This is a genomic window from Promicromonospora sukumoe (genome assembly GCF_014137995.1).
GTDB lineage: Bacteria > Actinomycetota > Actinomycetes > Actinomycetales > Cellulomonadaceae > Promicromonospora > Promicromonospora sukumoe.
This window is the reverse complement of record NZ_JACGWV010000001.1, coordinates 3,868,680-3,881,295: the sequence shown is the minus strand read 5'-3', so window position 1 is coordinate 3,881,295 and position 12,616 is coordinate 3,868,680. Positions and strand designations below refer to the sequence as shown.

Below are 12,616 nucleotides of genomic sequence, written 5' to 3'. Positions count from 1 at the left end.
CCTATCACGTGGCCATCTACCTAGGAAACGGGCAGATGGTCGAGGCGGCACCACCACGCAACTCCACCAGCGTGCACGTGACGAACGTCTACGGGGGTGACTTCGGTATCCGGGTGAACATGTGACCCGGGCTAGAACCTGAGCAATGGCACGGTCCTGCCACCGCACTCGGTGGCAGGACCGTGCCATTTCCCGTGCGTGCGGCAGGAATGTCCGTGGCACGTCCAGGACAGCCCTTTTCTCTTGTTGCCCGGCGGGTGCCGGGAAAGGATAAGAAACAGAAAGCAGGAATCCCCCGCCGAATTGGAGAAAACCGTGCAGATCAATGCCGCGCAGCGTGTCGCCGCCGTCGTCCTCGCCGCCGTCCTGCTCGCCGGAGCCGGCCAGACGGCGGCCAGCGCGTCCGACCCGCAGTGGGAGACGGACCCGCAGTGGGAGACGACGCCGCCTGCCACCGCCCACCCGTGACCGATGCGGATCGTCAGCATCGTCGTCGATGCGCCGCCGACCACGACCTGGACCACGTCGGAGCAGCTCACCGAGGCGGTCCAGTCCGTGGCCGCGCCGCGGGACGAGCTGATGCACGTCTACGCGGGCGCGCTGCCCACGGGCTTCGGCGTGGTGATCTTCCTGCTGGTCCCGCTGGAGCAGGCGGCGGCCACCGGGTGCCGCCTCCTGCTCGCCGCGGCCGACTCCCTGGAGCTGCCCGGCTGGACGCTGGGCACCGTGCGGGTGTGGAGCCCCGCGGAGCTCAACTGAGGTCGGCCGGGTCCAGCCAGCCGCGCTCCAGCGCCCGGGCGCCCGCCTGGAAGCGGCTGCCGGCGTCGAGCCGCTCCATGAGGGCGCTGCTCAGACGGCGTACCGTCCGCAGGGACACACCCAGCCGGCGGCCCGCGGTCTCGTCGGTGGCCCCCTTGGCCCACAGCCGGAGCAGCTCGTGCTCCTGCACGGACAGGCCGTCGTCGTCGCGCCGTCGGTCCGCGCCCAGCGGGGTGGCCGAGCGCCAGGTCTGCGAGAACAGGGCCATGAGCGCGGCCACGACCCCGGGCGACGTCATCACCACGGCCCCGGAACCCGACTCGGTGTTGGCCAGCGGCACCATCGCGTGGTCCTGGTCGATGATCTGCAGACGCACCGGGACGGTCGCCGCCAGCCGCACCTCGGCCCCGTTGTTGCGCAGCCAGGTCGCGTGGTCCCAGGTCGCCTGGTCGTTGCGGATGCTCTCCAGGTAGACAGTGCGCATCCGCACGCCCCGGTCCAGCAGCACCTTGCTCAGCGCCCGGCTCGACTCCAGCGCGCGCGACGACGTCGCCCGGGTCGGCACGAACGTGCAGAGCTGCTGCGTGCACCGCGCCGTGAGCGTCGCCAGGCGGTCCCGCGCCTCCTCGGCGGTCTCCAGGACCTCGACATCCGGGCCCTTGCGCACGTTCTGCAGCTCGGAGACCAGCCGCGCGAGGGCCACCCGGCCCTCCTCGATCTCCTGGTTGCGCTGCGCGACCTGCGCCTGCTCCCGGGCGAGCAGGGCGGCGAGCCCGATCTCCGGGCTGACCGGACGGAACCCGGCGCCGCCCGCCCACGACGCCTCCACGAGCATCAGGCGGGACAGCTCGTCCAGCGCGTCGCGCACCTGGTCCTCGTCGACCCCGAGCGCCTCCGCGATCCGGTCGGGCCCCGCGTCGCGGTCCCGGAGCATCTGCAGGTAGACGGACTCGGCCGTGCCGGACAACCCCAGACCTTGCAGCATCCGCTGACTCCCTGATCGAAACAGACCACAGGGGCGCCGGGTAGTCGTCCCGGTCTCGGACGATCGCACAGAGCGCCGGGCGCGGCCAGGAATTACCCCGGACTTCACCCGCTCGGGGTGCTGCTGACCTGCGGGTTCTCGGTCTCCCGGCGCCTCGCTCCGCCCCTCGCTCCGCTCGCTTCGGGGTGCGCTTCTACCCAGTCATCGGGCCGCGAAAACGCTGAGTTCCGGGCCCAATGACTGGGTAGAAGCGCACCTCGGGCCCGGCCTGGCAGCATGTGCGCATGGCCCTTGACCTGAGCGTGTGGCGTGTCCGGCCCGAGCCCGGCCCGCTGGTGGCCCCGTCCGGCTCCGGCGTGCTCGACGGCGAGACCGTCGCCGTGAAGGACCTGTTCGCCGTCGCCGGCCAGCGGGTCGGCGCGGGCAACCCGGCCTGGCTCGCGGCGGCGCCCACCCAGCAGGCGCATGCCGACGCCGTCGCGCGGCTCCTCGCGGCCGGCGCCGCGGTCGCGGGCATCGCGCAGACCGAGGAGTTCGCCTACTCGCTGACCGGCGCGAACGCGCACTACGGCACGCCGCCCAACCCGCGCGCGCCCGGACGGATCAGCGGTGGCTCGACGTCGGGCCCGGCGACCGCGGTCGCGGCCGGGGAGGCGAGCGTCGCCCTGGGCACCGACACGGGCGGGTCCGTGCGCGTGCCCGCCGCCTACCAGGGGCTGTGGGGCATCCGGCCGACGCACGGCGCGGTCGCGGACGGCGGCCTGCTGCCGCTCGCGCCGTCGTTCGACACCGTCGGCTGGCTCGCCCGCGACGCCGGCGCGCTGGCCCGGGTGGGGGAGGTGCTGCTCCCGGAGGACCAGGCCGCACTGCCGGACGACGTACCGCTCGTGGTGAGCGACGACCTGCTGGGCCTGGCGGCGCCCGAGGTGCGCGACGCCGTCGGGCGGCTCGCCCGGGACGCCGGAGCCGGGGCGGCCGACTGGTCGCCCGAGCCCGCGTGGCTCGCCGCCTTCCAGACGCTCCAGGCCGCGGAGGCGTGGGCCGTCCACGGCCCGTGGCTCGCGGACCGCATGGACACCCTCGGCCCCGCGGTGCGCGGCCGGTTCGAGCGGGCGCGGTTGATCGGCGTGGTCGACGCCGCGACGGCACGGGCCGCTGTCGCGCGAGCGCGGGCCGAGATCCGCGACCGGCTGGGGGAGCGGGTGCTGGTGCTGCCGTCGACGGCGACCGTCGCGCCCCGGCCCGAGGACGCCGAGGCCGCGCGGGAGGCGACGATGCTGCTGACCTGCGTCGCGGGGATCGGCGGCCTGCCTGCGGTGTCGGTGCCGGTCACGACGGCGTCCGGACTGCCGGCGGGCGCCTGCCTGGTGGGCCCGGCCGGCTCGGACCGCGCGCTGCTGACCGTGGCGGGGCGGCTGGGGAGCTAGGTGAGGGGCCGGTGCCTCAGGTGCCTGCCCCACCCTGGTGGAAACCCCATGTCGGCCGGACCGACGACGCCGTCTGCCGGAAACCCGTCGAGCACTGTCCGCGTTCGTGCGTGCCACGACGACCCGGGCGCGATGGCGCTCATCAGGTGCCAGATCACGGCAAGTGCCGGGTAGAAGCGAGCGCGATCCCGCTCGCTGATGTGCTGGAGGTGCCTCAGGTTCTTCATCCCGCCGAGCGCACTGGTCCGCACCTTCTCGGTGAAGTGACGGTTCCACAGCCGGGCGTGATGTGCGCACGTGTTGCGGACGAAGTTGAGGACCCGCAGCCAGTTGGCGAGAACGGACCCGTCGCCGCGTCGATGTTCGTCCACCACGCCGAGCCTGGCGGCGACGGCGTCCCGGTCGACTCGCTTGAGGCCGGTGAACAAGGTCGCCATGGCACCGAAGTCGAGCAGCTCGATCGCGGTCCAGATGGGGAGGTCGCCGCTGTACTTCGTCCGGAAGTGCTGCACGAAGTCCTCGGACGAGCGGCGCTGCTGTTCGCGGAGCCGGTCCAGCCAGCGTTCGTGTCGTGATGCGGCTTCGCCCGGACGGCGCCCGGTGAACGCGCCGTCGAGGCACGCGGCCTGGTGCTGTCCGAAGGGGCTCCGTCGTCCCAGCACGTCCGCGATCTGCACCCGGACGGCAACTTCGATCCGCTCGATCGCCTCCATGACCGCCATCTTGATGCGCTGGTCGAAGGTGTAGAGATCAAGGATCTGGGTGAACGGTGTGCCGTCGGGGACGGCGCTGCTGCGGTGGACCCGCTGCGCTCGGCTTGTCTGTCGCGGGTCGATGTTCCGGTACGGGTACCAGTAGGCGCTCAGCCGGTAGTAGCCGATCGTCTCCAGCGCACGGGCCGCGTCCGACCCCACGAGGTCCGTGCCGCGCCGCGCGAGGAGCGCGGCTTGCTGCGCTGGTGTCAGGTACGGCTTGGCGTAGTTCGGCACCCCAGAGGGCTAGAGGTGTGGGATGCGCCTGTCGCGACGAAAGGAAAACCGGCCCGTGACCGTGAGGTCAGAGGGGCCGGTGCTGTGGGATAAGTCTAGGTGACGCCCGTGACCCCCGCAACGGCCTCGCGCCGTGACTGCTTCCTGACGCCGACGTGCGAACAACCCGTTCCTGGGGGAAGGTGAAAAAACGTAACACCGGACCGACAGGAGAAGCATCATGTCTCACTCCACGGCACCACAGGGCACCCGCGGGACCCATCAGCTGCTGGCTCTCGTCTTCGGCATCGTCTACCTGCTGGTCGGTATCGCCGGTTTCTTCGTGACCGGGTTCAGCGGGTTCGCGATGCACGACCACAGCCAGACGCTGCTGATCTTCGCCGTCAACCCGCTGCACAACATCGTGCACCTGGTCATCGGTGTGCTCGGCATCGCCCTGTGGGGCACGTCCGGGGGTGCGCGCACCTTCGGCTGGCTCCTGCTGGTCGGCTACGGCGTGACGTTCGTCTACGGGTTGTTCGCCGTCGGCAACCCCGGCATCAACTTCCTGAACATCAACGCGGCCGACAACTGGCTGCACGCGCTCAGTGCGCTCGTCGGTCTCGTGATCGCGGTGTGGCCGGCGCGGTCGAGCACGCCCAGCACGTACGGCACCACGGCCCCCTCCCAGGGCTGACCTGCGCGACCAGCCCGCGCGGGCTGCACCGGCGCCGACGCCGGTACGGCCCGCGCGAAGATTTACGGACCTGAAACTCGCGTGCCACTCGCAAATCGCGTTGAAACCGTAGATTTGTTCCATGGACCTCGCGACGCTCAACGCCCTGTCCCCGTCCGACGCCGCGGCGGCCGTCCGCCCGTGCGCCGACGTCGACTCCTGGGTGGACGCGGTGGTGACCGCCCGCCCCTACCCGGACCGCGACGAGCTGCTGAGGCACGCCGCCGAGGCCGCTGCCGGCTGGGCCGCCGCGGACGTCGACGCGGCGCTCGCGCACCACCCGCGCATCGGCGAGCGCGCGGCGGGCGACTCCGCCGAGGCGCGCCTGTCCCGCACCGAGCAGCCCACGGCGGCCGAGGCGACCGCCGCCCGGATCGCCGCGGGCAACGTCGCCTACGAGGCCCGGTTCGGTCGCATCTTCCTGGTCCGGGCGGCGGGCCGCACCGCGGAGGAGATCCTCGTGAACCTGACCGAGCGGCTCGGCAACGACCCCGACACCGAGGCGCTGGTGACCGCCGAGCAGCTCCGCCAGATCGCCCTGCTGCGGCTCGGGGCGCTCGTCGAGGAGACGGCCCCGGACGCAGCGGCCCCAGTGCCGGCGACCGCCCACGACCCCGCGGTGGCACCGTGAGCACCGCGTCCACCCACGTGCTGGACGCCGCCCGCGGCCTGCCCGCCGCCGGGCTGACGGTCGCGCTGGGCACCCGCCAGGCCGTGACCGACGCCGACGGCCGCATCGCCTGGGGCGAGGTCACTCCCGGCCGGCACGTCCTGACCTTCGCCGTGGGCGACTGGTTCGGGGCGCAGGACCGGGAGACGTTCTTCGGGCAGGTCGTGCTCGACGTCGTGCTCGGCCCCGACCACACGCACGTCGCCCTGCTGCTGAGCCCGTTCGCCTACACCACCTACCGGGGGAGCTGAATGTCGATCGTCCTGGGCCCCAACCAGTACGGGAAGTCCGAGGTCCGGCTGGTCCGCGTCGACCGCGACACGCCACGGCACCGCATCACCGACCTGAACATCACCTCACAGCTCCGCGGCGACTTCCGGGCCGCGCACGAGTCCGGCGACAACTCGGGCGTCATCGCCACCGACACGCAGAAGAACACGGTGCAGGCGTTCGCGCGGGACGGCGTCGGCTCGCCGGAGGCGTTCCTGCTGCGGCTGGCCCGGCACTTCCTGGCGGAGCCGCAGGTCACGGGCGGGCGCTGGCGCGCGGAGCAGTACGGCTGGGAGCGCATCGGGGCGGGCACGCCCGACGGCGCTGGCACGTCGGACGCCGGAGCGGGCCACGACCACTCCTTCGTCCGGGGCGCCGCCGAGCGCCGCACCGCCCTCGTGCACGCCGACGACGCCGGCCTGACCCTGCTCGCCGGGCTGAGCGACGTCACGGTGCTGAAGTCGACGGGCTCGGAGTTCTCCGGGTTCCCCCGCGACCGGTACACCACGCTGCCCGAGACCGACGACCGCATCCTCGCGACCGACGTCACCGCCTGGTGGCGGTACGACGCGTCGTTCACCGACGCCGCCGGGCCCGCCGACCACGACGAGCGGTTCGCCGCCGTCCGCGAGCTGTTGCTGACGACGTTCGCCGGGCTGCACTCCCTGGCGCTGCAGCAGACCGTCTTCGCGATGGGCAGCGCGGTGCTGGAGGCGTTCGACGACATCGCCGAGATCCGGCTGTCCTGCCCCAACAACCACCACTTCCTGGTGGACCTGGAGCCGTTCGGCCTGGACAACCCCGGCGAGGTGTTCTTCGCGGCGGACCGGCCCTACGGCCTGATCGAGGCGGCCGTGCAGCGGTCGGAGAACACAGCGACGGAGCACCCCGTGTGGTCCACGATCGGAGGTTTCGTATGAGCCTGGTCCTCGCGTCCGAGCGGGTGCTCGTCGAGGGCGAGCTGCGCCCCGCCGTGCTGCGCCTCGACGGCGACCGCATCGACCAGGTGTGGTGGGGCACGAGCGACCCCGCCGCCGTGCTCAAGCCCGCCGACGACGTGTTCGGCGAGGTGCTGGGCGCCGTCCCCGAGCCGCCCCCGGAGGTCGTGGATCTGGGCGACAAGGTGGTGCTGCCCGGCGTCGTCGACACGCACGTGCACGTCAACGAGCCCGGTCGCACCGCGTGGGAGGGATTCGCGTCCGCGACGCGCGCCGCCGCGCTCGGCGGCGTCACCACGATCGTCGACATGCCGCTCAACTCGCTCCCGCCCACCACGAACGTCGCCGCGCTGGAGGCCAAGCGCGCCGCCGCCGAGGCGGTCCGTGACCGCGGCGAGCTGCACTGCGACGTCGGCTTCTGGGGTGGCGCGGTGCCCGGCAACGTCGAGGACCTGGAGCCTCTCTGGGACGCCGGCGTCTTCGGCTTCAAGTGCTTCCTCGCCGACTCCGGCGTACCCGAGTTCCCGCCGCTCGGCCCCGACGAGCTCGTGGCCGCGATGGACCGGATCACGCGCTTCGGCGGGTTGCTCATCGTCCACGCCGAGGACCCGGCGGCGCTCGCGGCGGCCCCGCAGCGGAGCGGCCGCGCCTACGCGGACTTCCTGGCTTCCCGTCCGCACGACGCCGAGACGGCGGCGATCGCCGGCCTGCTCGACGCCGTCCGCGAGACCGGCACGCGCACCCACGTGCTGCACCTGTCCTCCGCGCGGGCGCTCGACCTGCTGCAGGAGGCCAAGGACGAGGGCCTGCCCGTCACCGTCGAGACCTGCCACCACTACCTGGTGCTCGACGCCGAGCACGTGCCGGACGGCGACGCGGCCTTCAAGTGCTGCCCACCCATCCGCGACCGGGGCAACCAGGACGCGCTCTGGGAGGGCCTGCGCGCGGGGATCATCGACTGCGTTGTCAGCGACCACTCGCCAGCCACCGCCGAGGAGAAGTCCGGCGGCCGTCCGCCCGGCGAGGCGGACCTGCAGTCCGCCTGGGGCGGCATATCGGGCCTCCAGGCGGGCTTCCTCGCGCTGGCCGACGCCGCCCGCGGGCGGGGCGTCCCCCTGACCGACGTCGCCCGCTGGACCTCGGCGAACACCGCCGCGCTCGTGGGTCTCGACCGGGGACCGCGCCGCAAGGGCGTGATCGCCGAGGGCGCCGCGGCCGACCTGGTCGTCTACGACCCCGAGGCGACCACGACCTTCCGCGCCGCCGAGATGGCGCACAAGAACAAGATCAGCGCGTACGACGGCCTGACGGTCCAGGGGGCCGTCGTGCCGCTGGTCGAGCTTGTCGAGACCCGGGTCTCGACAAGCTCGACCAGCGCAGGAAGCCGGGGGACGCTGCTCAGGAGGCCCGCATGACCCAGATCCACCCGCCGGCCCGGCTTCTCATGGGGCCGGGCCCCGTCGACGCCGACCCGCGCGTGCTGCGCGCCATGGCCGCACCGCTCGTCGGCCAGTTCGACCCGTTCATGACCGACACGATGACCGAGGCCATGGTGCTGTGGCGCACGGTCTGGGACACCGCCAACGAGCAGACGCTGCTCGTGGACGGCACCTCCCGTGCTGGCATCGAGGCGGCGCTCGTGTCCCTGCTGGAGCCGGGCGACCGCGTGCTCGTGCCGGTGTTCGGCCGGTTCGGGCACCTGCTGGCCGAGATCGGAGCCCGCGCCGGCGCCGAGGTGCACACCATCGAGACCGAGTGGGGCACGGTCTTCGAGCCGGGGCAGATCGAGGACGCCGTCCGCCGCGTGCGGCCGCGCCTGCTCGCCGTCGTGCACGGGGACACCTCCACCACGATGGCCCAGCCGCTCGCGGACCTCGGCCGCATCGCGCACGAGCACGACGCCCTGCTGTACGTCGACGCCACCGCCACGCTCGGCGGCAATCCGTTCCACACCGACGAGTGGGGTATCGACGCCGCGACCGCCGGGCTGCAGAAGTGCCTGGGCGGCCCGTCGGGCAGCGCCCCCGTGACGCTCTCGCCCGCCGCCGTGGCCGCGATCGAGCGGCGCCGGCACGTCGAGGCCGGGCTTCGCACCGCGGACGACGTAGCGCCCCACGGCGTACCGATCCAGTCGAACTACCTCGACCTCGCGCAGATCATGGAGTACTGGGGACCGCGCCGCCTCAACCACCACACCGAGGCCACGTCCATGCTCTACGCGGCCCGCGAGTGCGCCCGCCTGCTGGTCGCCGAGGGCATGGCGACCGCGGTGGACAGGCACGCCCGGCACGGCGCCGCCATGCTCGCCGGGGTGCTCCGGCTCGGCCTGGAGGTCTTCGGCGACGTCGCGCACAAGATGCACAACGTGGTCGCCGTGCGCATCCCCGAGGGGGTCGACGGCGACGCCGTGCGGGGCGCCCTCCTGGACGACTTCGGCATCGAGATCGGCACCTCGTTCGGCCCCCTGCACGGCGTGGTCTGGCGCATCGGCACCATGGGCTTCAATTCCCGCCGCGACGCCGTGCTGACCACCCTGGCCGCGCTGGAGCACGAGCTGCGCCGGTTCGGGTTCGCCGCCCCGGCGGGCGGCGGGGTCACGGCGGCGCTCGCGGTGTACGAGGGCGACCTCGGCGCGACGTCGGCCGTCCAGGAGACCGGCCACGGCGCCGTCGTCGGGCAGGAGGCTCGCCTGTGAGCAGGATCGGCACCACCGACTGGGTCATGGACCGGTGCGACGACCTGACGCGCCACTCCGCGCGGCCCGACGCCCTGGAGCGCGTGTACCTCTCGCCCGAGCACGCCGCCGCGAACATCGCCGTGCGGGCCTGGATGCTCGACGCCGGACTGGACACCGAGACCGACGCCGCCGGCAACCTCTGGGGCCGCCGCGCCGCCGACGGCACGCCCCAGCGCCCCGGCACCGCGGGCGAGCCCGCGCTCGTGCTCGGGTCCCACCTGGACACCGTGCCCGACGCCGGGCGGTACGACGGGATGCTCGGCGTGATCCTCGCGATCGCCGTCGCGCACCGGCTGCGCGACACCGCCCTGCCGTTCGCGTTGGAGGTCGTCGGGTTCTCCGACGAGGAGGGCACCCGGTTCGGGAAGGCGCTGCTCGGGAGCTGCGCGGCGTCGGGCCAGTGGGACGAGGCGTGGTGGGACCAGGCCGACGTCGACGGCGTGACCCTGCGCGACGCGTTCGAGAAGTTCGGCCTCGCCCCCGACCGCGTGGGCGACGCCGCCCGGAACCCCGCTGACCTGGTCGGATACCTGGAGGCGCACATCGAGCAGGGGCCCGTGCTGGAGGCCGAGGACCTGCCCCTGGCGTACGTCACGTCCATCGCGGGGGCGCGGCGGTTCGTGCTGACCGTCACCGGCGAGGCCCGGCACGCGGGCGGCACCCCCTTCGCCCGACGCCGGGACGCGCTGGTCGCCGCGGCCCACCTGGTCACCCGGATCGAGGAGCTGGCCATCGCGGCCGGCTGCCTGGCCACCGTCGGCGAGCTCCACGTGGAGCCGGGCGCCGTCAACGTGATCCCCGGACGCGCCGAGCTGACCCTCGACCTGCGCGGCCGCACCGACGCCGGCCGGGACGCGCTGTGGGAGCAGATCGCCGCCGCCGGGCGCGAGATCGCCGACGCGCGGGGCGTCGAGTTCGAGCACACCGAGACCCATGAGGCGCCGTCGACGGCCTGCTCGCCCCGGCTGAGCCAGGCCGTGGCGACGGGCATCACGCAGGCGACCGCGGCGTCGTCGGACCCGCTGGGGCTGTGGAGCCCGGCCGGCCACGACGGCATGGCGATGGCGGCCGTGACCGACGTCGGCATGCTGTTCCTGCGCTGCCGCGACGGCATCAGCCACCACCCGGACGAGCACGTGGACCCCGCGGACGTGGCCCTGGCGCTCGACGCGTACACGGCGGCGGTGCTGGCGCTGGCCGAGGAGGCGTCATGACGTCGCTCGCGGACCGCCCGCTCGAGGACCGCATCGCCGCCGGCTACCGGGAGCTGTCCCCGCAGGAGCGGCGCGCGGCCGACGCCCTGCTCGACCACCTCGGCGACCTCGGGACCTACCGCGCCACCGAGCTCGCCGCCCTGGCGGGGGTCTCGAAGGCGACCATGAGCCGGCTGTTCCGCAAGCTCGGCTACGAGGACTTCGAGGGGCTGCGCGAGGACCTGCGCACCCAGCGCGGGCGCGGCCTGCCGATCGCCGTCGACCCCGCGCCCGGGCTGCGCGAGCGGCTGGAGCAGGAGGTCAAGAACCTGGAGAAGGTCTACGCGGCGCTCGACGACGCGACGCTCGACGGAATCGCCGGAGCGCTCGCGACCGCGCGCGACGTCGTGGTCGTCGGACGGCGGGGTTCGCTCGGTCCCGCGACCCAGCTCCGGCGCAACCTCATCCAGGTGCGCGGGCGCGTGCACCTCGCGCCCGGCCCCGGCCAGTCGCTCGCCGACGACCTGGTGGGCCTCGGCCCCGACGACGTCGTCGTCGTGGTCTCGATCCGGCGGCACGCGTTCCGCGTGGGCGAGATGGTCGAGGCCCTGCTGGCCGACGGCGTCCGCGTGCTGCTGCTCGCCGACTCCAGCCTGCGGCACCTCGCCGGCACCGTGACCTGGTGGATCGAGTGCCCCATCACGACCGAGGGTGCGTTCGACTCGCTGGTCGCGCCCGTCAGCGTCGTCGCGATGCTGTCCGACCGGGTGCACGAGGCGCTCGACGGCGCCGGCGCCCGCGTGGAGGCGATCGACGCCCGGTACGAGCTGCTCCGCGAGATCGACGAGAGGTGACCTGCGGCTTCATGGACCTGGACATCGACACCGTGCGGATCGCACGGACGCGCGCCGACTGCGTGCTGCGGCCCGGCGAGGCGTTCCTGGGCGGGGGCACCTCCCTGTATTCGGAGCCAGTGCCCGCCGGGGTGACCGGCCTGGTGGACCTGACGGGGCTCGGCTGGGAGCCGTGGTCCATGGACGGGTCCGGGCTACGTGTGTCCGGCACGTGCACCCTGGCGGAGCTGGAGGCCGGGCCAGGGGCGCTCGGGGGTGCTGGGGCTGTCGGTGGTGCCGGGTCTTTCGGGGGCCCTGGGTCGCTCGCGGGCCGTGGTTCTCTCGGTGGCCCGGCCGGCGCGGCTGGTCCGTATCGCGCGCTTGGGATCGTGGGGGAGTGCGTCAGCGCGCTGTCGCTCTCGGCCAAGGTCGCGCGGGTCGCGACCGTCGGCGGAAACCTGGCGCTCGGGCTGCCCGCCGGGTCGATGATCGGCCTGTTCGCGGCACTCGACGCGCGGGCGGTGGTGTGGACGCCGAACGGCGGCTCCGCTGCTGCCGGTTCGCGCGAGGTCGCCGTGGCTGACCTAATCACTGGCGCGGGCGTGGCGGCCCTGGCACCGGGGGAGGTGCTGCGCGAGGTGCGGGTGCCGGGTCCGGTGCTCGGGCAGCGCACCGTGTTCCGGCGGGCCTCGCTCACCCCGACCGGCCGGACGGCGGCCATGGTCACGGGACGGGCGCTGCCCGGCGGTGGCGGGAGCGGCCGTAGCGGCGACGGCGGTCGTGGCGACGGGCCGGGGCGGGTGCTGCTCGTCCTGAGCGGGTCGGTGCCGAGGCCCGTGCTCGCGGAGCTCGCGCCCGGGGAGCACGACCGGCTGGACCGGCTGATCGACGCGATCGACGCGGCCTCTGCGGCTGACACGGCTGACGTGGCTGGTGCGAACGGCGTGGCCGAAACGGCTGGCGGGGCCGGCGACGTCGGCTGGTACGAGGACACGCACGGCTCCGTAGCCTGGCGCGCCGCGATGACCCGGCGTCTGGCGCACGAGGCACTGGAAGAACTGGGTGGTGCGGCATGAGCACAGCGGGTACGAGCGGGCGTG

Annotated in this window: 14 protein-coding genes; 12 read left to right on the top strand and 2 right to left on the bottom strand. The window is 73.7% G+C overall.

Translation table 11 applies throughout. The annotated features are described in order from the left end of the window. Nucleotides 1-315: 315 nt before the first annotated feature. Nucleotides 316-468 carry a hypothetical protein gene (locus FHX71_RS17240; protein ID WP_182618359.1) on the top strand — a complete coding sequence of 51 codons (153 nt, stop codon included), beginning with the start codon at nt 316-318 and terminating at the stop codon, nt 466-468. 3 nt (nt 469-471) lie between these two features. Next, complete coding sequence (locus FHX71_RS17235; protein ID WP_182618358.1) at nt 472-759, top strand: hypothetical protein; 288 nt, start codon at nt 472-474, stop codon at nt 757-759. On the opposite strand, the gene FHX71_RS17230 is transcribed toward FHX71_RS17235, so the two are convergent. After that, a complete protein-coding gene (locus FHX71_RS17230) occupies nt 752-1,744 on the bottom strand; it encodes a helix-turn-helix transcriptional regulator (protein ID WP_182618357.1) in 993 nt (330 codons plus the stop codon). The genes FHX71_RS17235 and FHX71_RS17230 overlap by 8 nt on opposite strands. A gap of 284 nt (nt 1,745-2,028) precedes the next feature. On the opposite strand from FHX71_RS17230, the gene FHX71_RS17225 reads away from it, so the two are divergent. Continuing rightward, a complete protein-coding gene (locus FHX71_RS17225; RefSeq protein ID WP_182618356.1) occupies nt 2,029-3,171 on the top strand; it encodes an amidase family protein in 1,143 nt (380 codons plus the stop codon). Here FHX71_RS17225 and FHX71_RS17220 read toward each other — a convergent pair. Further along, nucleotides 3,168-4,160: an Abi family protein gene (locus FHX71_RS17220; protein WP_182618355.1), complete on the bottom strand. Its 993-nt coding sequence runs from the start codon at nt 4,158-4,160 to the stop codon at nt 3,168-3,170. The two genes, FHX71_RS17225 and FHX71_RS17220, sit on opposite strands and share 4 nt — an antisense overlap. A gap of 220 nt (nt 4,161-4,380) precedes the next feature. Between FHX71_RS17220 and FHX71_RS17215 the strand changes: the two genes are divergently transcribed. From FHX71_RS17215 to FHX71_RS17175, 9 genes are all read left to right on the top strand, one after another. After that, complete coding sequence (locus FHX71_RS17215; protein ID WP_182618354.1) at nt 4,381-4,836, top strand: DUF4383 domain-containing protein; 456 nt, start codon at nt 4,381-4,383, stop codon at nt 4,834-4,836. Nucleotides 4,837-4,957: 121 nt separating this feature from the next. Continuing rightward, a complete protein-coding gene (uraD, locus tag FHX71_RS17210) occupies nt 4,958-5,506 on the top strand; it encodes a 2-oxo-4-hydroxy-4-carboxy-5-ureidoimidazoline decarboxylase (RefSeq protein WP_182618353.1) in 549 nt (182 codons plus the stop codon). After that, nucleotides 5,503-5,796 carry a hydroxyisourate hydrolase gene (locus FHX71_RS17205; protein ID WP_182618352.1) on the top strand — a complete coding sequence of 98 codons (294 nt, stop codon included), beginning with the start codon at nt 5,503-5,505 and terminating at the stop codon, nt 5,794-5,796. Before uraD ends, FHX71_RS17205 begins: the two co-directional genes overlap by 4 nt. Beyond that, nucleotides 5,797-6,735, top strand: coding sequence for a factor-independent urate hydroxylase (gene pucL, locus FHX71_RS17200; RefSeq protein ID WP_182618351.1), 939 nt, complete (start codon nt 5,797-5,799; stop codon nt 6,733-6,735). It abuts the gene before it with no gap. Next, nucleotides 6,732-8,168 carry an allantoinase AllB gene (gene allB, locus FHX71_RS17195; protein ID WP_246402613.1) on the top strand — a complete coding sequence of 479 codons (1,437 nt, stop codon included), beginning with the start codon at nt 6,732-6,734 and terminating at the stop codon, nt 8,166-8,168. Before pucL ends, allB begins: the two co-directional genes overlap by 4 nt. After that, nucleotides 8,165-9,448: a (S)-ureidoglycine--glyoxylate transaminase gene (locus tag FHX71_RS17190; RefSeq protein WP_182618350.1), complete on the top strand. Its 1,284-nt coding sequence runs from the start codon at nt 8,165-8,167 to the stop codon at nt 9,446-9,448. The genes allB and FHX71_RS17190 overlap by 4 nt, the downstream gene beginning before the upstream one ends. After that, on the top strand, nt 9,445-10,704 hold the full coding sequence (locus FHX71_RS17185) for an allantoate amidohydrolase (protein ID WP_312877078.1): 1,260 nt from the start codon (nt 9,445-9,447) through the stop codon (nt 10,702-10,704). Before FHX71_RS17190 ends, FHX71_RS17185 begins: the two co-directional genes overlap by 4 nt. Further along, complete coding sequence (locus FHX71_RS17180; protein ID WP_182618349.1) at nt 10,701-11,537, top strand: MurR/RpiR family transcriptional regulator; 837 nt, start codon at nt 10,701-10,703, stop codon at nt 11,535-11,537. Before FHX71_RS17185 ends, FHX71_RS17180 begins: the two co-directional genes overlap by 4 nt. An 11-nt stretch (nt 11,538-11,548) precedes the next feature. Beyond that, nucleotides 11,549-12,592 carry an FAD binding domain-containing protein gene (locus FHX71_RS17175; RefSeq protein ID WP_182618348.1) on the top strand — a complete coding sequence of 348 codons (1,044 nt, stop codon included), beginning with the start codon at nt 11,549-11,551 and terminating at the stop codon, nt 12,590-12,592. The last annotated feature ends 24 nt before the right edge of the window (nt 12,593-12,616 follow it).